Here is a 21918-nt window from a genome sequence, read left to right as displayed (position 1 = left end):
AGTGTCATGAACTTCTTGCGTAACGCGTTGGTGCTTTTTGGCTTGGTGAGCCTGGTTGGCTGCATGCAGATGCCGCCAACCCGGGACGACCCGGCTTATGCCCCGGTTTTGCCGCGCACACCCTTGCCGCAGGAGTTGAACAACGGCGCTATTTACCAGCCCGGCTTCGAGATGAGTCTGTACAACGACCGTAAAGCGCATCGCGTCGGCGACATTATCACCATCACGCTGAGTGAGCAGACGGCCGCGCAGAAGAAGGCTGAGAACGAAATCGATAAAGAAAGCAACGTGTCCATTGGTAACCCAACCCTGTTAGGCAATACGGTTGGGTTCAAGGGCCTGGATCTGGGGGTGAGTGTTTCCGGTAATCGTGGCTTTGATGGTTCCGCCGACGCCAACCAGAGCAATAGCCTGACGGGCTCCATAACCGTAACTGTGGCTGAAGTGCTGCCTAACGGCATTCTGGCGGTACGTGGTGAAAAATGGATAACGCTGAACCAGGGCGATGAGCTGATACGTATTTCCGGTCTGGTGCGCGCGGATGATATTGGGCCGGATAACACCGTGCTGTCGACTCGGGTCGCCGATGCGCGCATTACCTATTCGGGTAACGGCGCTTTTGCCAATGCCAGTCAGCCGGGTTGGTTGAACCAGTTCTTCCTCAGCCCGCTGTGGCCTTTCTGACAGGAGAGACAAGATGCGCTTTTTATCGCTCTGCCTATGTCTGTTGTTGGCCAGTCCGCTGGTACAGGCTGATCGCCTGAAGGATATCGGCAGTATTGCCGGGGTCCGCAGTAACCAACTGATTGGCTACGGCCTGGTGGTTGGCCTGGACGGCTCGGGTGACCAGACCAGCCAGACTCCCTTTACCGTACAGACCTTCAATAACATGTTGGCGCAGTTTGGTATTACGGTACCGCCGGGTACTCGAATCCAGATGAAAAACGTGGCTGCTGTAGCGATTCATGCTGATCTGCCTGCCTTTTCGCGGCCGGGGCAGACCATCGACATCACAGTCTCTTCGATTGGTAATGCCAAGAGTCTTCGTGGCGGCAGCCTGTTGATGACGCCGCTCAAGGGTATTGATGGGCAGGTCTATGCTATTGCGCAAGGCAACCTGGTGGTGGGTGGCTTTGGCGCAGAAGGTGCGGACGGCTCGCGCATCACGGTAAACGTGCCCAGCGTGGGCCGTATTCCCAACGGTGCCAGCGTCGAGCGCGCGGTTGCCAGCCCCTTTAATTCCGGTGATCACTTGACCTTTAACCTGAATCGTCCGGACTTCACTACCGCCAAACGGGTGGTAGATGAGATCAACAGGACTTTCGGCCCTGACGTGGCGCAAGCCTTGGATGGCGGCAGTATTCGGGTGCGTGCGCCTATTGATCCCAATCAGCGCGTGGATTATCTGGCTATGGTTGAGAATCTGCGGATTGAGCAGGGTAACGCCGCGGCCAAGGTCATCATCAATTCGCGTACCGGCACCATCGTTATTGGTCAGGATGTGCGTGTGCAGCCAGCCGCGGTAACCCACGGCAGCCTTACTGTCACCATCAGTGAGAACGCGCAGGTGAGCCAGCCCGATGGCGTGCTGGCTGGTGGTCAGACCGTGATTGCACCCAGCTCGCAGATCAACATTGATCAGGGTGATAGCCGCATGTTTGTCTTCAATCCAGGTGTATCGCTGGACGAAATTGTACGTGCGGTAAATCAGGTAGGCGCGGCTCCTGGTGACCTGATGGCTATTTTGGAAGCACTCAAGCAGGCCGGCGCCTTGAACGCCGATCTGGTTATCATCTGAGTCGGGAGGCCAGCATGAGCATCAACAACAGCAGTCTCAACTACACCGACCTGAACAGTGTTAGTCAGCTGAAGTCAGGACCCAAGGCCAATAGCCCGGAGAATATCCGCAAGGTGGCTGAACAGTTCGAGTCGTTGTTTGTGAACATGATGGTCAAAAGCATGCGTGATGCCAATGCGGTTTTTGCTGAAGGCAACCCATTGAATACCCCGCAGACCCGGCATTATCAGGATATGTACGATAACCAGCTGTCGATTCACTTGGCGGAAAGCAAGGGCTTGGGGATGACCGATACCCTGATGCGTCAGTTGTCGCCGCAAGGCAGTACGACAGCCGCGTCTGCCAATGCTGGCAAACAGGCAGTAGAAGGGCTTGATCAGTCAGCTTTGCTGGCGCGTCGCCGACTGGCGATCTCATCCAACTATAGCGATTGGGCACAGCGTCACGCCCAGCAGAGCGCCATAGGTGCGCCTGACAGCAGTGAAAGCAAAGATAGTTCAAGCGTGGTGCAAAACTGGCAGCCGCTGCGCGCCCTGCAGGCGGCCGCTCGCAACGCTGAGAGCCCGTCCAGCGCACAGATGGTGAATAGCGATAGCGCTGCACGTACGCGCTTTGCCAATGCCGATGAGTTTGTTGAAACCATGCTGCCGATGGCTGAAAAAGCCGCTGCCAGGCTCGGTGTCGATCCACATTACCTGGTGGCCCAGGCCGCTCTGGAAACGGGTTGGGGCAAGTCAGTGATAAAAGGGAGCGATGGTGCCAGCAGCCACAATTTATTCGGTATCAAGTCGCATGGCGGTTGGCAGGGCGATTCTGCGCAGGTGATGACGACTGAGTTTCGCAACGGGGTAGCGGGTAAAGAGCGCGCCGCGTTCCGCAGTTATGATTCCTGGGAGCAGAGCTTTGAAGATTACGTCAGCTTCCTGGAAACCAACGGCCGCTACCAGCAGGCTCTGGGCAGCACCGCCAACCCGGATTCCTTCTTCCGTGAACTGCAGCAGGCCGGTTATGCCACTGATCCGCAGTATGCCAGCAAGGTCTCGCAGATTGCTCGCAAGTTGATCAGTGAAAGTGACACTCGTGTAGCGAACAACACAGCAGCGCCGGATAGCGCTGAGGGCAGGGCATAATGGCTGACCTTTTTGGTATTGGTCTCAGCGGGCTCAAGTCGGCTCAGACACAGCTGTCGGTCACCGGCCAAAACATCAGTAACGTCAACACCCCTGGCTATAGCCGCCAGACTGCGGTGCAGTCAACGCAGCTACCCACATTCACCGGCGCTGGTTACATCGGTAACGGTAGTAAAGTGGTGGATGTTGATCGCATCTATAATCAGTTTCTAACTAATCAGGTACGCTCCAGCACCTCCAGCAACGCTGAAGTCAAAGCCTTTCAGTCGCAAATGGAGCAGCTTAATACGCTGGTCTCCAGCAGCGCGACCGGTATCACCCCAGGCCTGCAGAATTACTTTGATGCGCTGCAGACGGCGATCGAAGACCCGTCCAATCTGCCCGCACGCCAACTCTTTCTGTCCGAGGCTGAGGGACTGGCATCACGTTTTAATACGGTACAGAGCAGTCTGGCGGGGCAGAACCAGTTTATCGGACAGCAGATGAGTACGCTGGCTGATCAGGCGAGCCGCCTGTCGGCTACCATTGCCGAGTTCAATGACAGCATTGCCAAGGCAGCTGCCAACGGTGCTCAGCCTAACGACTTGCTGGACTCACGTGACGAGGCCGTGCGCGAGCTGTCCAAACTTATAGGGATCAGCGTGGTACCACAGGACGATAATCAGATTAACGTCTTTGTTGGGTCCGGTCAGCCCCTGGTGGTGGGTAGTGAGGCTTCAACCCTGTCAGTGCGCAACGGTGCGTCTGACCCTTCACGGGTCGATGTTGTGCTGACCAGTGGTGGCTCGACGCAGGATATTACCTCACTGCTTAGTGGTGGCGAACTGGGGGGGCTGGTGCGCTATCGTCAGGATGTGCTGGATCAGGCGATGAACTCGATTGGTCGATTGTCATTGTCGATTGCTAATGAGTTTAACCAGCAGCAGGGGCAAGGGCTTGACCGCAATGGCAATGCGGGCTCACTGCTGTTCAACGACATTAACAGCGACGCGCTGGTGGATGGGCGCAGCCGTGCGCGGGCTAATAACAGCGACCCGAATGCCAAGCTGGACGTGCTGATCACCGATACTTCGCAGCTTGGCACCTCGGATTACGAGGTGGTTTTTAGTAGCTCGACTGAGTTTACCGTCCGCCGCACCTCTGATAACAAGGTAACCGGCCCCTACGATCTGACCAGTGCGCCGCCGCCAGAGCTGGATGGTATTTCCATTGAGTTGAGCGCCGGTAGCGTAGGTGCTGGCGATCGCTTTTTGCTGACCCCAACCCGTTATGCCGCGGCCAATATAGATGTGGTGATGACGGAACCTCAGGAGCTGGCGTTTGCTGCGCCGGCCAGCAGTGACGCTAATCTGGATAATCGTGGTACTGGTAGTATTACTCAGCCGGTGTTGACTGGTGGGCCTTCACCTATTGATCCTGCTGCGCTGCAGGCCTTGCTGCCGGTTGATCTGAGCTATGACTCGGCAACCGGAGAGCTGACTAGCTCCAGCGGCACACTGACACCGTCTCCGTTGGTTATTACCCCTGGCCAGACGAACGACGTCGAGCTGACCGTGGGCGGCTATACTTTCAGTATGCAAATGAGCGGCAGGCCAAAGGACGGCGACAGTTTTAGTGTCAACTTCAATACGGGTGTCGCCGATAACCGCAACGCGTTGGTGATGTCCGAATTGCAGACGTCCAAAGTGCTGGGCAAAGCCAATGGTGCTGATGGCTTCTCCTTCGTTGATGGTTATGGTGATCTGGTGCAACGTGTGGCCACTTTCACAGCTCAGGCGCGAACGGATGCGGAATCGACCGGTGCTGTGCTGCAACAGGCAACGAATAACCGGGACTCCGTCTCGGCTGTCAGCCTGGACGAAGAAGCAGCAAACCTGATCAAGTTTGAGCAGTACTACAACGCCTCGGCTCAGGTTATTCAAGTTGCGCGGTCTTTGTTCGATACACTGCTCAGCAGTATTCGCTAACGGGTAACAAAATATGCGGATTTCCACCATTCAGCAGTTCAACAGCGGCGTGCGGGGCATTCAGGATAACTATGCCAACGCGTCACGTACGCAGGAACAGATCAGCACCCGTAAACGCATTTTGTCGCCCGCTGATGACCCGGTAGCAACGGTGCGCCTGCTGCAGTTGAGTCAGGAGTCCAATAAGCTGGAGCAGTACAAGGGCAACATGACCGCCGCCAACAATAGTTTGGCGCAGGAAGAGGCTATTCTGAATTCGGTCAACAACGCCCTGCAGCGCGTGCGTGAGATTGCACTGGAAGCCGGTGGTGGTGGGTTGAGCGATGAAGACCGTGGTGCACTCGCGACTGAGCTTGAGCAGCGTGAAGAGGAGTTGCTGGATCTGTTCAACAGCCGCAACGCCCGCGGCGAATACCTGTTTGGTGGCTATCAGAGTAACGAAGCCCCTTTCATCAAGAACCCTGATGGCAGCTATAGTTATCAAGGTGACGAAGGTCAGCGCTCGGTCCAGATCGCCGGGTCAAAAACGGTAGCCTTGAATGATAACGGCAAAGATTTGTTCGTTGATGTGGGTAACGTTAACCGGGTACTGACTGCCGCCGATGCGGCCAATACCGGTACCGCGCGTATCTCGCTTGGCGTGGTTGAGAACAAGAACGACTACGATCAGAATTTTTATCCGCAGGGCAGTGTGGGTATCGTTATAGGCGCTACCGCCGATACCTACGAAATAGTCGATAGCGGCGGTACCCCCCTGGTGCCTCCGGTGACCGGTGCGCTTGAAGAAAACGATGACGGTGGTTACAACATTCGTTATGCCGGTGTTTCCGTCGTTTTGGATGGTGCACCGGCGGCGGGCGACAGCTTCACCATCACCACCGGGGACAGTACCGCTACCAGTGATAAGCGTGAAACGCGCGGCATTCTGGAAACCATTGCGAACCTGCGTGAGACGCTGGAAACGCCGACGACCAGCAGTGAAGACAAGTTGCAGCGCAGGGACGTGATTGCCATCACTCTCGACAACCTCGACAACGCCATGAACAGTGTATTGCAGGTGCAGACCACCATAGGCGCGCGAATGAACGTGATTGAGTCGACGCAGCTGCAAAACGGTGAGCTGTCGCTGATCAATACGTCGGTCACCTCCGAGTTGGAAGACCTGGATTACGCCGAAGCATTGAGCCGTCTCAGTTTGCAAACAATCGTGCTGGAAGCGGCGCAGCAAAGCTTCGTCAAGGTCAGCGGCCTGAGTCTGTTTAACCTCCTGTAGCCCGTTCTGTTGCGTTAGTGCGCAACAGGCGCTGGGCTAACGGCTGCAGCCTTCAACATCGCGATAAAGGCAATCGCAGCCGGAGAAAGCGGGCGTTGCAGACGGGTTACCAGGCCAAAACTGGTGCCGGGCATGAGCTTGGGCCAGTCGAGCAGCACCAGTTCACCCCGCGCCAGCTCTGCTGCCAATGTACTGTGGCTGGCAAAACTCAACGCGTCGCAGTTCATTACCAGTCGTTTGAGAACGTCCAGGTTGTCGCATTCCAGACTGATCAGCGGTGTATCTCGCGGAAAGGTGTCTTGCAGCAATTGCTCAATCACGCCAGGTAGCCGGAAGCTCGCTAACGGGTACTCGGCTAATTGTGCTGGCGTGAGTTGTTTGGCTTGCTTGATTAGCGGGTGGCCCGCGCGACAGAACAACAGGCTTGGCTCCTGCTGCAACGGCTCCACCTGCAGCAATGGGTCGCCCTCGAGTTCGCGAATATCCGCTACAAAAAGCTCGAGTTCTTCGGCCAGCAGTTGGCGCCGCAGTGCAACCCAGTGTTGAATCTCCAGCCTGACTCGCACGCCCGGGTAGCGCTGGTTGAACTGGCCCAGAACGCGTGGCAGCAGATCAGCTGCAGGGAAAGGGCCAGCGCCGATCAGCAGCTCGCCGTCTTCCAGATCATTGAACTGGCGCAAGGCATTCTTCAGTGCCGTGCTACCGGCCAGCAGACGCTTGGCGTGCGCGAGTACCAGTTGCCCCTGCGGTGTCAGCTCCACGCCCTTCCCGCCGCGTTTGATCAGGGCGCAGCCCAGACGGTGCTCCAGCGTCTGGATACTGCGGCTTAATGCTGGCTGACTAAGGCCAATAGCTTCACCGGCGCGGATAAAGCCCTGGTGTTCAACCAGGGCTGCAAAGTGGCGCAGTGACTTTAGGTCCAGCGGAGATTGTTCACTCATCGGCTCGCCAGTGATTCAATGATGGGACAGTCAGGTCGGTCATCGCCATGGCAGCAGTTGGCTAGGTCAGCCAATGTGTTGCGCATGGCCTGCAGGTCAGCAATCTTCTGTTCCAGTTCCTGCAGGTGTTGCTGCGCCAGACGTTTGACCTCGCTGCTGCTACGTGAGCGATCCTGCCATAGCATTAGTAGTTGTGCTATTTGCTCCATACTGAAGCCCATCTCACGTGCGCTATGGATAAAACGCAGGCTGTGCAGATCCGTTTGCGTATATTGGCGGTAGCCGGATTCACTGCGCGCCGGCGCGGGTACCAAGCCGATCTGTTCATAGTGGCGGATCATTCTTGCGCTGAGACCGCTGGCCTTGGCGACTTGACTGATGTTCATGGTTTCTCCGGGGTCCAGCGCTTCAACAGCAGTGCGTTGCTGACCACGCAAACACTACTAGCGGCCATCATCGCACCAGCCAGCATCGGATTCAGCAGGCCTACCGCCGCTAGAGGAATACCGACGCAGTTGTAAACAAACGCCCAGAACAGATTCTGTCTGATTTTACGCCAGCTAGCCCGCGATAACGAAAGCGCTGCAGGAACCAGCAGGGGGTCGCCGCGCATCAGCGTAATGCCAGCGCTGTGCATTGCAACGTCGGTGCCCGTGGCCATAGCCAGGCCGATATCCGCTGCGGCCAGCGCTGGTGCATCGTTGATCCCGTCACCCACCATGGCAACCACACTATGTTTAGCACGCAGACCTTGTACTACCTCTGCTTTTTCATTCGGCAGTACACCGCCCCGAGCCTGCAGTATCCCCAGTTTTTGCGCGACTGAGTCTGCGGCGGCCTGGTTGTCGCCGCTAAGTAGCAGTGTCTTGATGCCTTGGTCGTGAAGGCGGGCAACGGCTGCGGCTGCGCTAGGCTTGATGGTATCGGCAAAGGCTAGCATAGCCACTGCGCGTGGCGGGTTGTCGGCGGCCAGCCAGGAGATTGTCGCACCGGCGGTAGCCTGTTTCTGGACGTCGACGAGCCAAGCCGATAGGTCAATACCCTGGTCGGCCATCATGCGCTCGTTACCAAGCCATAGTTGCGTGCCGTCCACCATTCCTTGAGCGCCTCGTCCCGCGCAGACCTTGAAGCTGCTGGCTGCCGGCGCACTGACTGAATGCGCCTGGGCAAAATCGCATACTGCCTGCGCAAGCGGATGCTCTGCCTGCTGCTGAATAGCTACCGCCCAAGCCAATGCCTGCTCCTGCGTAATATCCTCAAGCAACTGAAAATTGGTGAGAGAGGGCTGGCCCACCGTCAAGGTACCGGTTTTATCGAAAACCACGGTATCAACCTGATGCGCTTGCTCCAAAGCGATGGCATCGCGGATAAGAATGCCGTGCTTTGCTGCCACGCCGGTGCCGACCATAATCGCGGTAGGTGTCGCCAGACCCAGTGCGCAGGGGCAGGCGATAACGAGCACGGCTATGGCATTGAGCAGAGCTTGTTCTGGCCCAATAATCAGACTGCCGATTACCCAGGTGAATAATGCGATCAGCATGACAATAGGTACGAAGATCGAGCTGACGCGGTCTACCATGCGTTGTATCGGCGCTTTGGACGATTGTGCACTCTCTACCAGCCTGACAATCTGGGCCAGCCGCGTCTCTGCGCCTACTGCGCGGGTTTTCAGCAGCAGCAGGCCGTCCTGATTCATGGCGCCCGCGCTAACGCTGTCGCCAGGCTCTTTGCTCACCGGCAGGCTTTCACCCGTCAGCATCGACTCGTCCACATGGCTGGCACCGTCGCTGACTTCGGCATCCACAGGGATGCGTTCGCCGGGTTTGACCACGACCAGGTCATCGACCATTATCTGGTCGAGTGGCACCAGTTGGTCCTCTGCGTTACCGGTGCGCCTGCGAGCAGTGTCGGGGCGCAAGGCGCTAAGCGCGCGTATGGCTTCAAGCGTCTGCCCTTTGGCGCGGCTCTCCAGATACTTGCCAAGCAGAATAAAGCTGACAATGGTTGCGGAGGCTTCGTAGTAGAGCGCCGGATTCTCGCCGGGCGCGGCCTGCAGCAGGTGCCATGTGCTCAAGGCCCAGCCGGCGCTGGTGCCCAGGGCAACCAGCAGGTCCATATTGCCGCTGCGATTACGCAGCGCATGCCAGGCGCCCTTGTAGAAGCGTGCGCCAAAGATGAACTGCACTATCGAGGCAAGCACCAGCTGGAGCCAGGGCGGCAGCATAAAACTGTGATTGCCAAAGAGGGCAGGGATCATCCCTATACCCAAGGGCAGGGTAAAGGCGACAGCCAGTATCAGCCAGGTCCGCTCCTTGCGCAGCTCGCTCGTCTGTTCGCCGTCCTGATGTTTGCCGGCGTCCAGCCACTGGCCGGGATAGCCAGCATTAGCTAGCGCATCCAATACCAACTGTTCATCGGCGCCTTTGAGTAGGGTGATACGGGCTTGCTGACTAGCCAGGTTGACCTCGGCGCTGAGCACGCCCGCAACATTCATCAAAGCCTGTTCTGCACGGCGCACGCAGCTGCCGCAGTTCATACCCTTGAGTTGAAGTTGACGCTCTTCTCGCTTTGCCGGGTAACCCGCCTTGTCCAGTTGAGCACTGACAGAACGCAGCTCCTCGGTGGTGGTGAAGTCGAACCGGGCGCTATTGGCGGCCAGGTTGACTTCCGCTTGCTGAATGCCTGTTGTGCTTGATAGCAGCTGTTCGACGCGGCTGACACAGCTGCCGCAGTTCATGCCGCCCAGTGTCAGGGTAATGGTCTGCATGTGGGTTCTCCAATTCTGCTGATGAACTCAGCATGCACCTTGACACGATGTGAGGGTCAAGCGGCGGCACTAAAAACCCAATTTGGGACCGCCGCTGCCTTCACCCAGTTTCAGGCCGACCTTGAGAATCCAGTCGTTATCCATGGCGGCAACGACCCAACTGTGGCCTTCCCATTGAATATGGTCGCCGACCACCGGGTGGCCGCCAAAGTGACGGCTGAAGAAAGCAGCCAAAGTCAGGTCCTGCATGTCTTGTGGCACATCAAAGCCATAGAATTTGCCGACTTCGCCCAGCTGCGCGTCGCCCTCCAGGATGAAATCACCGAAGAAGTTTCGGCTCTCCAGGTAGCGCGGCGCCTGGGCTTTACTGAACAGCTTGGACAGTGCAGGAAGGTCGCGGGGTCTGCCGACAACGCAGAGCACGTCGTTCAGCGCTAACTGGGTGCTACCGGTCGGATGCAGCAGACGATTACCGCGGAAAAGTGCTGCAATGCGCGTTTCGGTCGGCATAGTGAGGTCGCGCAGGGCGACACCCACACACCAGTTGGCGTTGTCCAATTGATAGATCAGTAGCTCGAAATCACCCTGTATGGCGGTATCCAGACTGGTGCGCTGCAGCGGCTCGGGTTGCGGTGGAATCTCCACCTTGCATAGCCGCGCAACCCAAGGCAATGAGGAGCCTTGCAGCAGCAGAGAAACCAGTACCACGACAAAAGCCAGGTTGAACAATAGCTGTGCCTGCTCCAGCCCGGCCAATAATGGAAAGAGCGCAAGTATGATCGGGACTGCGCCACGCAGCCCAACCCAGGCGATAAACAGGCGTTCTCGCCAGGAAAACACAAAGGGCGCCAGACAGATGAGAACCGCTATCGGCCGAGCAACCAAAATCAGGAAGAGCGCGATCAATACCGCAGGCATCGCGATGATCAGCATTTCGCTGGGCGTGACCAATAGCCCGAGCATCAGGAACATGCCGATTTGGCTGAGCCAGGCCATACCGTCCTGCACCTGCAGAATGTTCTGCAGATTGCGCACGCGCTTGTTACCCAAAATCAGGCCGGTCAAATAGATCGCCAGAAACCCGCTGCCGCCAATTTTGTTGGTGACGGCAAAGACCAGTATGGCGCCGCTGGTAATGAGTAGCGGGTAAAGCCCCACCGGCAAATGTACTCGGTTAACCAGCCACACCAGCAAAAAGCCGCCGCCCAGGCCGCAGAGCGCGCCAATACCGAATTGTTCGATCAGCAAGAGGGCGAAGTTCCAGCTAAAGCTGGTCTGTCCGCTAGACAGCATTTCAACCAGGGTAATGGTCAGGAAGATCGCCATCGGATCGTTGGAGCCGGATTCGATTTCCAGGGTAGCGCCAACGCGTTGCTTGAGGTTCAGGCCTTTGCCCTGAAGCAGGGAAAAGACGGCGGCAGCATCGGTGGAACCCACAATGGCGCCCAGCAGCAAGCCTTGCAGCCAGTGTAGATCCAGCAGCCAGGCAGTGAGCCCGCCGGTCAGGGTGGCGCTAATCAGTACACCAAGACTGGCCAGCGACATCGCCGGCCATAAACCGACGCGGAAGTTCTCCACGCGAGTACGCATGCCGCCATCAAGCAGGATGATGGCCAAGGCAAGGCTGCCGATCAGAAACGCGCTGCTGGTGTCCTCAAAGGCAATACCGCCCAGCCCGTCTTCGCCTGCCAGCATGCCGATCACGAGAAAGATCAGCAGCAGCGGGATGCCCAGCCGGGAAGAGAGTGAGCTAGCGAGTACGCTGAAGCAAAGCAGCAGCGCGCCAATCATAAAGATGGTGTTGATGTAATCCATTTAGCGCTTGCCTGAAAGCCGAATGATAGACACCTCTACTATATAGCCTCCCAGCCTGATGAGTAATAAAAATACTGTATAGTCAACACTTTGCGTGGCAAGAGGTGAGTATGGAAGCAGAATTTTGGCAAACCCGCTGGCAGCGCGGGGAAACAGGCTTTCACAAGAGCAGAATAAATCCGCTGCTCAGTCGTTGGTGGCCTGCGTTGCAGGTGCGTCCGAGTGCACGGGTCTGGGTGCCGCTGTGTGGCAAAAGTCTGGACATGCTCTGGCTGCGTGACCAGGGGTATGAGGTCCAGGGGGTGGAGCTTGCTCGCACTGCAATCGAGTCCTTTATCAGTGAACAGAAACTGGCCCTTACATGGCAGCAGCAGGATGAATTTGATGTTGCCATAGGCGCAGGTTTTGAGTTGCTGTGCGGCGACTTCTTCAAGCTCACCGCCGAGCAGATGAAAGACATCACTGCAGTCTATGACCGGGCTGCGTTGATAGCCTTGCCGCCCGATATGCGCCGTGCCTATGTCGCACATACTCGAGCCATATTGCCGCCGGGCTGGCAGATGCTGCTGGTGACCCTCGACTACCCGCAGCAGCAAAGGCCGGGGCCGCCCTTCAGCGTCCCGGACGATGAGGTACACAGTCTGTTTGCGGGCTGCCGCATTGAACTATTTGATGAGCAGGATGTGCTGGCCGATCATGCGGTCTTTGCCGCGCAGGGTATGGATCAGCTAGTTGAGCGGGTATACCGTATTCAAAACTGAAGGCGCTGTTCTTATTTTAACGTCCTTACTGTTCGCGGAGTTGCGATGCTGGCCGCCCTAGCTCTGGTATATAAACTGCTGCCGCTTTACGCAACTGTGGCCTTGGGTTGGGTTGCGGGCCGTTACCTGGATGCCAGCGGCAGGCACATTGCCGGCATCATGATGTACATAGTGACGCCTTCCGTGATTTTTGCCGGGGTGATGAATGCGCCGCTGTCGACTGAGGTGGTCATGCTGCCTTTTTTGACTTTCAGTTTGTGCTCGTTGCTTGGGCTACTGCATTTGTTTGTCGCGCGCCGCTGGTTACATGACGGCAGTGCCAATATGATCCCGTTATCGGTGGGCACTGGTAATACCGGTTATTTTGGTATCCCGGTGGCACTTCTGCTCTTCGGCGAGCAAGGCTTGAGTATCTACATCGTCTGCATGCTGGGTACCACGCTGTTCGAAAACTCGGTCGGATTCTATCTGGCGGCGCGTGGCCGTTTTGGGGTGCGTGACTGCGTGCTCAAGGTTGCTCGTCTGCCTTCGTTGTACGCATTCTTTCTGGCTGTAGCGCTCAACTACAGCAACGTCAGTATTCCCGCAGCTTTTATGCCCCTGTTCGACAACCTGCGGGGTGCTTATAGCGTCCTTGGCATGATGATCATTGGCATGAGCATTCTTAGCTTTCAAGGTTTGGCGGGCAATCCGCGGTTCACGGCGCTGGCGTTCTTTGGCAAGTTTGTCAGTTGGCCACTGGCTGCATTGGTGTTCTGGTTGCTCGACAGTCAGCTATTGCATATCTACGATGCGGCGGTTTATCGCGCAATCCTACTCATCTCGATCACGCCCATTGCGGCCAACACCGTTGTTATCGCCACCCTTCTGGATACGAGTCCACAGCAGGTGGCTGGAACGGCTTTGTTGAGCACCTTGGTCGCGCTGGTCTACATCCCGCTGGTAATCGCACTTGTGTTTCCAATGATCGCATAGTGGTGAGGCGCCATTTTTTTGTAAGCCAAGGGTTTTTATTCTGAAAACGACTAAAAGTCGTTAATGCTTTGGGCATTTTAGTCGATACTTAAAATAGGAAGCCAAGCATTGTGGGTAGGGAGTCTACCTGCGGTTCGCCGCGTTGTGATCTGATGCAAGCCAAGGATATTGGTGTTTTCCGGAGTGCTCTCGGAAGCTATTCACATGCGGTCGTTACAAGCCTCCAAGGAGTAGGTAGGGTCGCATGAGACGTCCCTCGATATCGCTGCCAATAAATAAAGAGTGCACACTCATGATTAGTCTATTTCGCAACTTGGGTTTCCGCTGGAAGCTCACCCTGCCTATTCTGGTTCTAGCCGCCTTATTCGTCGCTTTGGGTTTTTCCGCCATATCGGCGGTAAATAATGTTGAAAGTCGATTGATCAGGGTATCTCAAGAGTTGTTACCACAGAGCTCTACCATTCTCGAAGCAGACCGCGATCTTTACCAGGCTCTTCAGGCCGAACGGGCATTGCTGGCAGGTGTTGATTTCCCCGGTTTGGCCGATGACCAAACCGGTAATATGCAACAGGCCAGTGATCGTATTGCCAAGTACGGCGCTGCCACGGTATCACCCGAAGGCAAGGCCCTGGCTGCGGACTTTGCACGCGCTTTTGACGTCTGGAAGCGTACCTCTCTGGAAAACGTGCGCATGGCCGCTGCCGGTAACGCAGAGCAGGCGAGACAAACCAGCTTTAATCGCGGCTATGAAGAGTTCAGTAAGGCGCGTGGCCTGATCGACCAGATGACCGAGCTGGTCAATGCCGAAGCGGCGCAGGAAAGCATCGAGGCTGAAGAGGATGCCAATGCCAGCCATGCACGGGTGGCCATGGTCCTGGGGGTCGGGGTTGTAGTTTGCGTCTTGATGATCGCTTTCTTTCCGGGGCTGATTATCAATCCGCTGAAGGACCTGTTGCAGCGGATTCGCGATATCGCCGATGGCGAAGGTGATCTTACCAAGCGCGTTGTAGTTCATTCCAAGGATGAGCTGGGCCTGCTTAGCGAGGCCGTTAACGATTTTCTGCAGCAGCTGCAGACGCTTATCCAGCAGGTCGCGGAATCGACTTTGCAGGTTGCTTCTGCATCTGAGGAGATGAGTGCTATTGCCACTGGGCAGGAGCAGTTGGTCAACGAGCAGCATTTGGCGATTGACCAGGTCAGCACCGCCGCGACCGAAATGAGTGCTGCCATTCACGAGGTCGCTGATAACGCGCACAGCACAGCTGATGCTGCCAGTACTGCCGATAAGCAGGGGCACGAAGCGTCCGATATTGTTGGTCAGACCATGAATGATTTGCGTCGTTTGGCCGCTGACGTGGCGGAAGCCGCCGGGGTTATCGATAACCTGGAGCAGGATACCGACAAGATTGGTGGTGTGTTGAGCGTCATTGAAGGCATTGCCGAGCAAACCAACCTGCTGGCGCTGAACGCCGCGATCGAAGCAGCGCGAGCTGGTGAGCAGGGCAGAGGTTTTGCGGTGGTGGCTGACGAAGTGCGAGCTCTGGCCGCAAGGACGCAGGATTCCACTCGCGATATTCAGCAGATGATTCAGAAGCTTCAGGCCGGTGCCGGACAAGCCGTTACTGTTATGCAGCGCGGCGCAGAGTTGGCCGCGCAAAGCGTTGAGCGGGCAACGACGACCGAAAGCTCGCTGGCAGAGACGTCAGCTTCGGTGATGCGGATTAACGATATGGCCGCCCAAATCGCCGCTGCCTGCGAAGAGCAGAGCCAGACAACGGAGGACATCGCACGCAATATCAGTGGTATTCGCGATCTTTCCAACCAGTCCGCGCAGTCTTCGCAGGAGAGCCGTGACGCCAGTAACGCCTTGGCTCGCTTGGCTGCCACACTGCAACAACAGGTTGGTCGCTTTAAAACCTGATATTCGGGTTGTAACTTACGGGTAAGCCGTTACAATAGCGCGGCCTGACATCAGCTCAGGCCGCTATGGTGACCCTGCCGGTCCCCTCGCAATGATTCGCCGTGAACCTGGTCAGGCCCGGAAGGGAGCAGCCACAGCGGTTACATCGTGTGCCGGGGTGTGGCTGGCAGGGTTGCCACCCATATTTACCTCTTGTTTCTTCCCTCTTCTTAAGTCAGCTTCGCCGGCAAACAGATAGTCCGCGTTTGTTTGGGTGCAAAGCCGTGCGCGCCTGCCTGGTTTTGCGGCCAGGCAGGCGCGCTCCGGTCAGACCCTAAAGTGGCTGATCAGTTGTTGCAGGTCGTTGGCCAATCGCGCCAGTTCCTCGCTGGTCGCAGCGCTTTGCTCTGATGCGGTGCTGGTTTGCTGAGCGATATCGTTTACGTTGCTGATGTTGCGGTTGATTTCTTCGGCAACGGACGACTGCTCTTCTGCCGCTGAGGCGATTTGTATATTGATGTCGTTGATGCGCGTTACGGCATCAGTAATTGCCAGCAGGCGGTCACTGGCCAGCCCGACGGCTTCTACGCCACGTCCTGCCTTTTCTCTGCTGCTTTGCATTACGCTGACGGCTTGGTCGGCACCCGCTTGCAGGCGGGTGATCATGCTTTGAATCTCGGTAGTGGATTGCTGTGTGCGCGAAGCAAGTGCACGTACCTCATCAGCTACCACAGCAAAGCCGCGACCCTGCTCGCCGGCGCGCGCAGCCTCAATAGCGGCGTTCAGCGCCAGTAGATTGGTCTGCTCGGCAACACCCTGGATGACGCTCAGTACTGATGTGATGTTGCCGCTTTCTTTTTCCAGGCTCTGGATAACGTCGGCAGCGCGCTCAACTTCTTCGGCCAGGGTTTGGATGGCGTCGATAGTCTGGGTAGCCAGTTTGCGCCCCTGCTGGGCTTCCTGTTCGGCCTGGTGTGATGCTTCTGCTGCTCCTGCCGCGTTTCGAGCCACATCTTGAACGGTAGTGGTCATCTCGTGCATGGCGGTGGCGACTTGAGCTACTTCGTGGGTTTGCTGGCGCACTCCACTGCCGGTTTGCACGCTGATCGCGGAGGTTTCCTCTGCTGCGGTCGCCAGTTGGCTGCTGGAGCCGGCGACTTGGCTGATGGTTTGCTGGAAGCGTTCGGCCATGCGGTCAAAGGCCTGGCTGATGCGGCCAAGCTCGTCCTTGCTGCGATCATTGGTGCGGGCGGTGAGATTCCCCTCTGCGAGCTGATTGCTGGCGTTTTCGAGGCGCGCAACGGCTGCACTGATGCCGGCAATAATGCCCCACGCCAGCAGCGCGAGCACAGTGATCGCCAGCAGAGTAGTGACGGCTGCAAATACCAGATTGTCTCGATAAGCGGTTCTGGCCGATTGGTACTCCTGCTCGGCTATCTGCAGTTGCAGGTCGAGCATTCTGTCGAAGGTACTATCCAGTGCGCGGCTATAAGGTTGCAATGTGCCGAGCAAGTTTTGGTTGGCTTCGGCAAAGCGCTGTTGTTGCAGCTGGGAAACAGTGGGGTCGATACCCTGTATGAGCAAGTTTTCTAGCTGCGGTGCTGCGGTGTCGGCGAGCTGCTTTTCTTCCGCTGTGAGGTAGGTTGCCAGGTAAGCTTTCCAGTCATCCGTTACTCGCTTTCTGGCCGCTGTAACGGAGTTGATATGCTGATCTATCGCATGGTTATGGTTCGCACTAAGCGGTTGTGAGGGGGCGTGCTGTAGCGCGTACAATAGCTCGGATTGTATATGTTGCAGCTCATACTTGATCCGGCCCAGTTGCCCGGTAGGTACCAGACGATCCAGATAGACAGTTTCCAGCGAGTCGGCTGACTTGCTGATGGCTCTCACGGCAGCGACGCTCAGCAGTACCTGCAGCAATACCGCAAAGATAATCAGGCCAACCAGTCTTGTCTTGATGGTCAGGTTATTCAGTTTGTTCATTAATGTAGCAATCCGAAAATACGGGAAGGTGGGATGTCGCAGGCAATGAATATCGGTCTGCAGGCGCATTCGAACGCCTACTGGGTGCTATTCACTGAAATCACTACCATGTGACAGGCCATAAAGGCCTCTTTCCCTCGCATTGTCGCCCCTGCTTGCGATACATTATCCGCCAGCACTCGAACCAATGGAACCGAACCTAGCCAATGAGTTATCAGGTATTAGCCCGCAAGTGGCGCCCCCGTCTATTCCGTGAAATGGTTGGGCAAACGCATGTGTTGCAGGCGCTGATCAACGCGCTGGATAACAACCGGCTGCACCACGCCTATCTGTTTACCGGCACCCGCGGTGTGGGTAAAACCACGATCGCGCGTATTCTTGCCAAATGCCTGAACTGCGAGCGGGGGGTGAGTTCCGAGCCGTGCGGGGAGTGCTCCGCTTGTCGTGAGATTGACGAGGGGCGTTTTGTTGACCTGATTGAGGTCGATGCGGCCAGCCGCACCAAAGTAGAAGATACCCGCGAACTGCTGGACAACGTGCAGTACGCGCCGTCGCGTGGCCGCTTCAAGGTTTACTTGATTGACGAAGTGCACATGCTGTCCAGCCACAGTTTCAATGCCCTGTTGAAGACGCTGGAGGAGCCGCCTGAGCATGTAAAGTTTTTGCTGGCGACGACCGATCCACAGAAGCTGCCGGTTACCATCTTGTCGCGGTGTTTGCAGTTTTCGCTGAAGAATATGCCGCCAGAGAAGGTCGTCGAGCACTTGCGTCATGTGCTTGACGAGGAGACTGTTGGTTTTGATGACGAGTCGCTCTGGTTGCTCGGCCGTGCCGCTGACGGCTCAATGCGCGACGCGCTTAGCCTTACCGACCAGGCCATTGCTTTCGGTAACGGAGCCTTGCAGGTGGCCGAGGTGCGCAGCATGCTTGGTACTATTGACCATGGTCAGGTATTTGGCTTGCTGGAGGCGTTGGTAGCCCATGACGCCCGTGCATTAATGCAGGCTGTCGCCGATCTGGCTGAGCAGGGCGCTGATTTTGCTGGCGTGATGGCGGAGCTTATTTCTACCTTGCAGCGCTTGGCTATTGCTCAGGTGGTGCCCGAGGCAGCAGACAACAGCTTGGGTGACCAAGCTCGCCTGTTGGAGCTGGCCGGGCGCATCAGTGCAGAAGACGTTCAGCTATTTTATCAACTGGGGCTGCATGGCCGTCGCGATTTGCCGCTGGCCCCGGAGCCGCGCGGTGGTTTTGAAATGGCGTTGCTGCGGATGCTGGCGTTTCGTCCAGGCACCCTGGGTGATGGCCCGACGGTCAGCGCGCCAGCCAGTCAGGCCAAAACGCCTGATCCCGCGCCGGAAAAGCCGGTCGGACTCAGCCAGGCCAAGGCTGAGCCCGCAAGCGAGAGGCCAGCAGCCGGTGCTGAGCTATCTCAGGGCTCACCCGACAGCCCAGCCAAAGTCTCCAATGCGTCCGAGCCAGCTGCTAGGGTGACCCCTGAAGTGGCCGGTGAACACGGCGATGCGCAACAGGATGTTGCCCCCGTGGAGGTGGAGCAAGATTCCCGGCCGGTTGACGATCACGCGGACGATGGCTCGCCTGCCGCAGCAGTGCCGACACCACAGCAACCGCTGAACTCGCGTACTCCGGTTAAGCCGCCACCGAATGAACCGCCGGCCGAATGGCTGGAAGCGCCGCCGCAGGATGACGTGCCCGACCGTGAGGACGATGAAGAGCCACTGGATGTTTCTCAATATCTGGGCGACTGGTCAGATGAGCCGGTCATGGCCGTCGAGGACGCTTTAGTTGATAGTGCTGACGAAATCAGCAGTTTGCCTGCGGCGACGGGTGTGGCTGCACACTGGTTGGCATTGTTTGATCAGCTTGGATTGTCCGGTCTGACCCAGAGTATTGCTGCACACTGTGAGCTGGTCGCAAACGAGGGTGGAGCCTGGAAGCTGCACCTTGATCCCGGCCACAGTGCGCTATACAACGAAAATCATCGGTTGCGGCTGCAGCAGGCCATTGGTGCTCAGCAAGGCAGTGATATCCGCCTGGAAGTTGAGGTGCAGGCGCCGCAACAGGAAACGCCGGCGATTGCGGCTGCACGCCGCAAGGCGGCGAGGCAGAAGGCAGCCGAGGCGAGTATTAACGGTGATCCTATGGTCCAACGTCTGTGCAGTGAGTTTTCGGCTGAAATTTGTGAGGGCAGTATCCGCCCCATCGATGCGCCCGTTATTTAATCGTTAGAGGACAGAATCATGATGAAAGGTGGCATGGCAGGCTTGATGAAGCAGGCTCAGCAGATGCAGGAAAAAATGGCCAAGGTGCAGGAAGAGTTGGCTAATGCCGAGGTGACCGGGCAGTCTGGTGCTGGCCTGGTATCCGTGGTGATGACCGGCCGCCATGATGTGCGTCGGGTTAGCATTGATGACAGCCTGATGCAGGAAGAGAAAGAGGTCCTTGAGGACCTGATCGCTGCCGCATTCAATGACGCGGTGCGTAAGCTGGAAAAGGAAAACCAGGAGAAGATGTCCGGTATGACCGCAGGCATGAATTTGCCCGACGGCTTCAAGATGCCGTTCTGAACCAGCTGAAGGCGATACCTAGATGAGTTTTAGCCCCTTGATTCGGCAAATGATCGAAGCGCTTCGCGGCTTGCCGGGTGTAGGCCCGAAAACCGCCCAGCGCATGGCATTGCATTTGTTGGAGCGCGACCGCGCTGCGGCTGCGCATTTATCCAAGGCGCTCGATCAGGCGATTGCCGGTGTGGGCTATTGTCGTCGCTGTCGCACGCTAAGTGAGACTGAGCTCTGCGAGATATGTACAGACGAGAGGCGTGATGCCAGCTTGCTCTGTGTTTTGCAGAGCCCGGCTGATGTGTGGGCAGTTGAGCAGGCCGGTGGCTTCAATGGGCGTTATTTTGTGCTGAAAGGGCACCTGTCTCCTATTGATGGTATGGGGCCGGATGAGATAGGTGTGCCCGCGTTAGTCGATTGTCTGGAAGGTAGCGAGGTGACGGAAGTCATACTGGCAACCAATCCGACCGTGGAAGGCGAGGCGACGGCGCATTATATCGCCAGCTTGCTGCGTCCACGCGGCATCAAGGTGTCGCGTATTGCTCACGGTGTACCGCTGGGTGGTGAGTTGGAATATATCGACGGCGGCACGCTGGCGCATGCGCTGGCAGGCCGCACCCAGGTACTCTGATCTGAGTGCGGCTTGGCAAGGCGTTCAGCCGGCTAGTGTGCCTTGCTGGAAGTCACGCACCGCCTGGTGTATCTCGGCCTCGCTGTTCATCACGAAGGGCCCGTACTGAACCACTGGCTCGCCAATAGGTTTACCGGCGATGATCAGCAGTCGAGCGCCTTGGCCGCCTGCCTTGAGTTCTAGCAGATCCCCTTTATCGAAGCGACCCAGTCGGCCGGCTTTAAGGCCGGCCTGGCGCTCCTCGCCGTGCACCTCGATGTCACCTTCATATACGTAACTCACCAGGTTATGGCTACCAGGCACAGGCAGTATCACCTGTTCGCCGGGTGTCAGGTGAAGGTCTAGATAGAGTGGTTCGGTTGACTTGCCGGTAATAGCCCCCGACATTGCTGCGCCGTTCAGCTCCAGCGCCCCGGCAATTACCTTGAGTGAGCCACCGTTGCCAGTGGCGTATTCGGGGATGGCATCAGCGGGCAGGTCCTGGTAATGAGCCGGCTGCATCTTTTCTGCTGCTGGCAAATTCACCCACAACTGAAACCCGCGCATGGTGCCGTGGTCCTGCTGCGGCATCTCGGAGTGAATAATGCCTCGTCCTGCTGTCATCCACTGGACGCCACCGGGCTCAAGCAGTCCCCGATTACCCATGTGGTCTTCGTGCAGCATTCTGCCCTCAAGCATATAGGTGACAGTTTCAAAACCACGGTGGGGATGCGATGGGAAGCCGCCGATATAGTCTTCAGCGCTGTCTGACCCGAACTCGTCGAGCATCAGAAATGGATCAAAGCGTGCACTGTTGCTGCCGCCGAACACACGGGTAAGTTTGACGCCGTCGCCATCTGACGCAGGTTGGCCGACGATGGCTTCAAGCAGATCTCGTTTCTTGAGCTGGGACATGACGCACCTCCTTGGTTAAGCGATGCGTCATTGTAGTAACAGATAATTCGATTTAATAACGCAATAATTGCGTCATTCGTATCTGTTTTGCTGATCATGCTGCCAGGTCATGCTCCGGCTTTGGCGGCCTCGACATCATGGTCAAGCGCATCGATCAGCCGTTGATAAGCTTGGCAGGCATCAAAACTGCTGTCTGCAGGGTTCTCTTCCTGCAGCTGATTCATGCGGTCGCGCAACTCTTCAGCTTTGTCAGGATTGTTCTTGGTCATGTCATAAATCATTTGAGCTACTACGCCAGCCTTGTCGATGGCTATTTTCGGCGTGCAGACTTCCGGTTCAGGGGCTGTATCAGCAGAGACCTGAGTGGCTGACAGGCAGAATAATCCGGCAAGCAGCAGTGCTGAAAATTGTTTCATCATGACCTCGTATTTGGGTATCCAAGTGTTAATGGTAGCCTTATAGACGCCGAGCTCCAAGCGAGCAAATGAAGCGTTGTTACCCGCGGTG

18 protein-coding genes, 1 other RNA gene and 2 pseudogenes are annotated in these 21918 nt (G+C 56.9%); 13 read left to right on the top strand and 8 right to left on the bottom strand.

What is annotated here, in order from left to right; all coding sequences use genetic code 11:
* The first annotated feature begins 6 nt into the window (after window positions 1-6).
* Genes flgH through flgL form a run of 5 tightly spaced genes read left to right on the top strand, consistent with a single transcriptional unit; the run spans window position 7 to window position 6168 of the window.
* Entirely contained in the window at window positions 7-684 is a 678-nt protein-coding gene (flgH, locus tag EF096_RS11065; protein ID WP_123889696.1) for a flagellar basal body L-ring protein FlgH, read from the top strand.
* Window positions 685-697: 13 nt separating this feature from the next.
* Window positions 698-1798 (top strand): flagellar basal body P-ring protein FlgI, encoded by a 1101-nt coding sequence (locus EF096_RS11060; RefSeq protein ID WP_123889695.1) that lies wholly within the window; start codon window positions 698-700, stop codon window positions 1796-1798.
* Between the two features lie 14 nt (window positions 1799-1812).
* Complete coding sequence (gene flgJ / locus EF096_RS11055) at window positions 1813-2928, top strand: flagellar assembly peptidoglycan hydrolase FlgJ (RefSeq protein WP_123889694.1); 1116 nt, start codon at window positions 1813-1815, stop codon at window positions 2926-2928.
* Entirely contained in the window at window positions 2928-4895 is a 1968-nt protein-coding gene (flgK, locus tag EF096_RS11050; protein WP_123889693.1) for a flagellar hook-associated protein FlgK, read from the top strand. The genes flgJ and flgK overlap by 1 nt, the downstream gene beginning before the upstream one ends.
* Before the next feature lie 13 nt (window positions 4896-4908).
* The gene (gene flgL, locus EF096_RS11045; RefSeq protein WP_123889692.1) at window positions 4909-6168 is read left to right on the top strand and encodes a flagellar hook-associated protein FlgL; all 1260 of its coding nucleotides are present in this window, start codon (window positions 4909-4911) and stop codon (window positions 6166-6168) included.
* 14 nt (window positions 6169-6182) lie between these two features.
* On the opposite strand, the gene EF096_RS11040 is transcribed toward flgL, so the two are convergent.
* From EF096_RS11040 to EF096_RS11025, 4 genes are all read right to left on the bottom strand, one after another.
* The gene (locus EF096_RS11040) at window positions 6183-7109 is read right to left on the bottom strand and encodes a LysR family transcriptional regulator (protein WP_123889691.1); all 927 of its coding nucleotides are present in this window, start codon (window positions 7107-7109) and stop codon (window positions 6183-6185) included.
* Window positions 7106-7495 carry a Cu(I)-responsive transcriptional regulator gene (cueR, locus tag EF096_RS11035; RefSeq protein WP_123889690.1) on the bottom strand — a complete coding sequence of 130 codons (390 nt, stop codon included), beginning with the start codon at window positions 7493-7495 and terminating at the stop codon, window positions 7106-7108. The genes EF096_RS11040 and cueR overlap by 4 nt, the downstream gene beginning before the upstream one ends.
* On the bottom strand, window positions 7492-9876 hold the full coding sequence (locus EF096_RS11030) for a heavy metal translocating P-type ATPase (protein ID WP_123889689.1): 2385 nt from the start codon (window positions 9874-9876) through the stop codon (window positions 7492-7494). Before EF096_RS11030 ends, cueR begins: the two co-directional genes overlap by 4 nt.
* A 69-nt stretch (window positions 9877-9945) precedes the next feature.
* A complete protein-coding gene (locus tag EF096_RS11025) occupies window positions 9946-11691 on the bottom strand; it encodes a potassium/proton antiporter (protein WP_123889688.1) in 1746 nt (581 codons plus the stop codon).
* A gap of 110 nt (window positions 11692-11801) precedes the next feature.
* Between EF096_RS11025 and EF096_RS11020 the strand changes: the two genes are divergently transcribed.
* From EF096_RS11020 to ffs, 5 genes and pseudogenes are all read left to right on the top strand, one after another.
* The gene (locus tag EF096_RS11020; RefSeq protein WP_123889687.1) at window positions 11802-12452 is read left to right on the top strand and encodes a thiopurine S-methyltransferase; all 651 of its coding nucleotides are present in this window, start codon (window positions 11802-11804) and stop codon (window positions 12450-12452) included.
* A gap of 45 nt (window positions 12453-12497) precedes the next feature.
* Entirely contained in the window at window positions 12498-13427 is a 930-nt protein-coding gene (locus tag EF096_RS11015) for an AEC family transporter (RefSeq protein WP_123889686.1), read from the top strand.
* 244 nt (window positions 13428-13671) lie between these two features.
* Window positions 13672-14490: pseudogene (locus EF096_RS20960) on the top strand (HAMP domain-containing protein); the annotation flags it as partial.
* Window positions 14491-14559: 69 nt separating this feature from the next.
* Window positions 14560-15348, top strand: coding sequence for a methyl-accepting chemotaxis protein (locus EF096_RS20955; RefSeq protein ID WP_372237893.1), 789 nt, complete (start codon window positions 14560-14562; stop codon window positions 15346-15348).
* A 75-nt stretch (window positions 15349-15423) separates the two neighbouring features.
* An RNA gene (gene ffs, locus EF096_RS11005) (signal recognition particle sRNA small type) lies at window positions 15424-15520 on the top strand.
* 134 nt (window positions 15521-15654) lie between these two features.
* On the opposite strand, the gene EF096_RS20950 is transcribed toward ffs, so the two are convergent.
* Window positions 15655-16359 carry a methyl-accepting chemotaxis protein gene (locus tag EF096_RS20950; protein ID WP_408003380.1) on the bottom strand — a complete coding sequence of 235 codons (705 nt, stop codon included), beginning with the start codon at window positions 16357-16359 and terminating at the stop codon, window positions 15655-15657.
* Between the two features lie 153 nt (window positions 16360-16512).
* A pseudogene (locus EF096_RS20945) lies at window positions 16513-17310 on the bottom strand (MCP four helix bundle domain-containing protein); the annotation flags it as partial.
* Window positions 17311-17516: 206 nt separating this feature from the next.
* On the opposite strand from EF096_RS20945, the gene dnaX reads away from it, so the two are divergent.
* The 3 genes from dnaX to recR are packed head-to-tail and all read left to right on the top strand — an operon-like array spanning window position 17517 to window position 20517.
* Entirely contained in the window at window positions 17517-19550 is a 2034-nt protein-coding gene (gene dnaX / locus EF096_RS10995; protein WP_123889683.1) for a DNA polymerase III subunit gamma/tau, read from the top strand.
* 18 nt (window positions 19551-19568) lie between these two features.
* On the top strand, window positions 19569-19895 hold the full coding sequence (locus tag EF096_RS10990; RefSeq protein WP_123889682.1) for a YbaB/EbfC family nucleoid-associated protein: 327 nt from the start codon (window positions 19569-19571) through the stop codon (window positions 19893-19895).
* Between the two features lie 22 nt (window positions 19896-19917).
* Window positions 19918-20517 carry a recombination mediator RecR gene (gene recR, locus EF096_RS10985; protein ID WP_123889681.1) on the top strand — a complete coding sequence of 200 codons (600 nt, stop codon included), beginning with the start codon at window positions 19918-19920 and terminating at the stop codon, window positions 20515-20517.
* A gap of 24 nt (window positions 20518-20541) precedes the next feature.
* Here recR and EF096_RS10980 read toward each other — a convergent pair whose 3' ends face one another.
* Window positions 20542-21411, bottom strand: a complete 870-nt coding sequence (locus tag EF096_RS10980) for a pirin family protein (protein ID WP_123889680.1) — start codon at window positions 21409-21411, stop codon at window positions 20542-20544.
* A gap of 107 nt (window positions 21412-21518) precedes the next feature.
* The gene (locus tag EF096_RS10975; RefSeq protein WP_123889679.1) at window positions 21519-21887 is read right to left on the bottom strand and encodes a hypothetical protein; all 369 of its coding nucleotides are present in this window, start codon (window positions 21885-21887) and stop codon (window positions 21519-21521) included.
* Window positions 21888-21918: the final 31 nt, after the last annotated feature.

This window comes from Pseudomonas neustonica (assembly GCF_003797945.1).
Classification (GTDB): Bacteria; Pseudomonadota; Gammaproteobacteria; order Pseudomonadales; family Pseudomonadaceae; genus Halopseudomonas; species Halopseudomonas neustonica.
This window is presented reverse-complemented; position numbering and strand designations above follow the sequence as displayed.

Bases quoted from the DNA above. Each gene is read 5' to 3' on its own strand.
- EF096_RS11060 (WP_123889695.1), top strand. From the start codon at position 698: ATGCGCTTTTTATCGCTCTGCCTATGTCTGTTGTTGGCCAGTCCGCTG.
- EF096_RS20950 (WP_408003380.1), bottom strand. From the start codon at position 16,359: ATGACCACTACCGTTCAAGATGTGGCTCGAAACGCGGCAGGAGCAGCA.
- recR (WP_123889681.1), top strand. From the start codon at position 19,918: ATGAGTTTTAGCCCCTTGATTCGGCAAATGATCGAAGCGCTTCGCGGC.
- EF096_RS11020 (WP_123889687.1), top strand. From the start codon at position 11,802: ATGGAAGCAGAATTTTGGCAAACCCGCTGGCAGCGCGGGGAAACAGGC.
- EF096_RS10980 (WP_123889680.1), bottom strand. From the start codon at position 21,411: ATGTCCCAGCTCAAGAAACGAGATCTGCTTGAAGCCATCGTCGGCCAA.
- EF096_RS11030 (WP_123889689.1), bottom strand. From the start codon at position 9,876: ATGCAGACCATTACCCTGACACTGGGCGGCATGAACTGCGGCAGCTGT.
- dnaX (WP_123889683.1), top strand. From the start codon at position 17,517: ATGAGTTATCAGGTATTAGCCCGCAAGTGGCGCCCCCGTCTATTCCGT.
- flgH (WP_123889696.1), top strand. From the start codon at position 7: ATGAACTTCTTGCGTAACGCGTTGGTGCTTTTTGGCTTGGTGAGCCTG.
- cueR (WP_123889690.1), bottom strand. From the start codon at position 7,495: ATGAACATCAGTCAAGTCGCCAAGGCCAGCGGTCTCAGCGCAAGAATG.
- EF096_RS11025 (WP_123889688.1), bottom strand. From the start codon at position 11,691: ATGGATTACATCAACACCATCTTTATGATTGGCGCGCTGCTGCTTTGC.
- flgK (WP_123889693.1), top strand. From the start codon at position 2,928: ATGGCTGACCTTTTTGGTATTGGTCTCAGCGGGCTCAAGTCGGCTCAG.
- EF096_RS11040 (WP_123889691.1), bottom strand. From the start codon at position 7,109: ATGAGTGAACAATCTCCGCTGGACCTAAAGTCACTGCGCCACTTTGCA.
- EF096_RS20955 (WP_372237893.1), top strand. From the start codon at position 14,560: ATGAGTGCTATTGCCACTGGGCAGGAGCAGTTGGTCAACGAGCAGCAT.
- EF096_RS11015 (WP_123889686.1), top strand. From the start codon at position 12,498: ATGCTGGCCGCCCTAGCTCTGGTATATAAACTGCTGCCGCTTTACGCA.
- flgL (WP_123889692.1), top strand. From the start codon at position 4,909: ATGCGGATTTCCACCATTCAGCAGTTCAACAGCGGCGTGCGGGGCATT.
- flgJ (WP_123889694.1), top strand. From the start codon at position 1,813: ATGAGCATCAACAACAGCAGTCTCAACTACACCGACCTGAACAGTGTT.
- EF096_RS10990 (WP_123889682.1), top strand. From the start codon at position 19,569: ATGATGAAAGGTGGCATGGCAGGCTTGATGAAGCAGGCTCAGCAGATG.